Below are 240 nucleotides of genomic sequence, written 5' to 3'. Positions count from 1 at the left end.
ATGCCGACGAGGCGCCCGGAGGCGGCCCGCTCAAGGTGGGCGTGGCCGTGATCGACGTCTTCACGGGCCTGTATGCCAGCAATGCCATCCTGGCCGCGCTGCATGCACGCCAGGCCTCGGGCCGGGGCCAGCACATCGACATGGCCCTGCTCGACGTGGGCATGGCCGTGCTGGCCAACCAGGCCGCCGGCTTTCTGGCCACGGGCGAATCGCCGGGCCGGGCCGGCAACATCCACCCCA

The 240-nt window shown here is 72.1% G+C and carries 1 protein-coding gene; it reads left to right on the top strand.

All coding sequences use genetic code 11. The features are described from left to right. The coding region (locus tag J5474_RS22670) for a CoA transferase (RefSeq protein WP_209364291.1) at positions 1-240 on the top strand (240 nt) is incomplete at both ends.

It is taken from the genome of Sagittula salina (genome assembly GCF_017813235.1).
Classification (GTDB): Bacteria; Pseudomonadota; Alphaproteobacteria; order Rhodobacterales; family Rhodobacteraceae; genus Sagittula; species Sagittula salina.
This window is presented reverse-complemented; position numbering and strand designations above follow the sequence as displayed.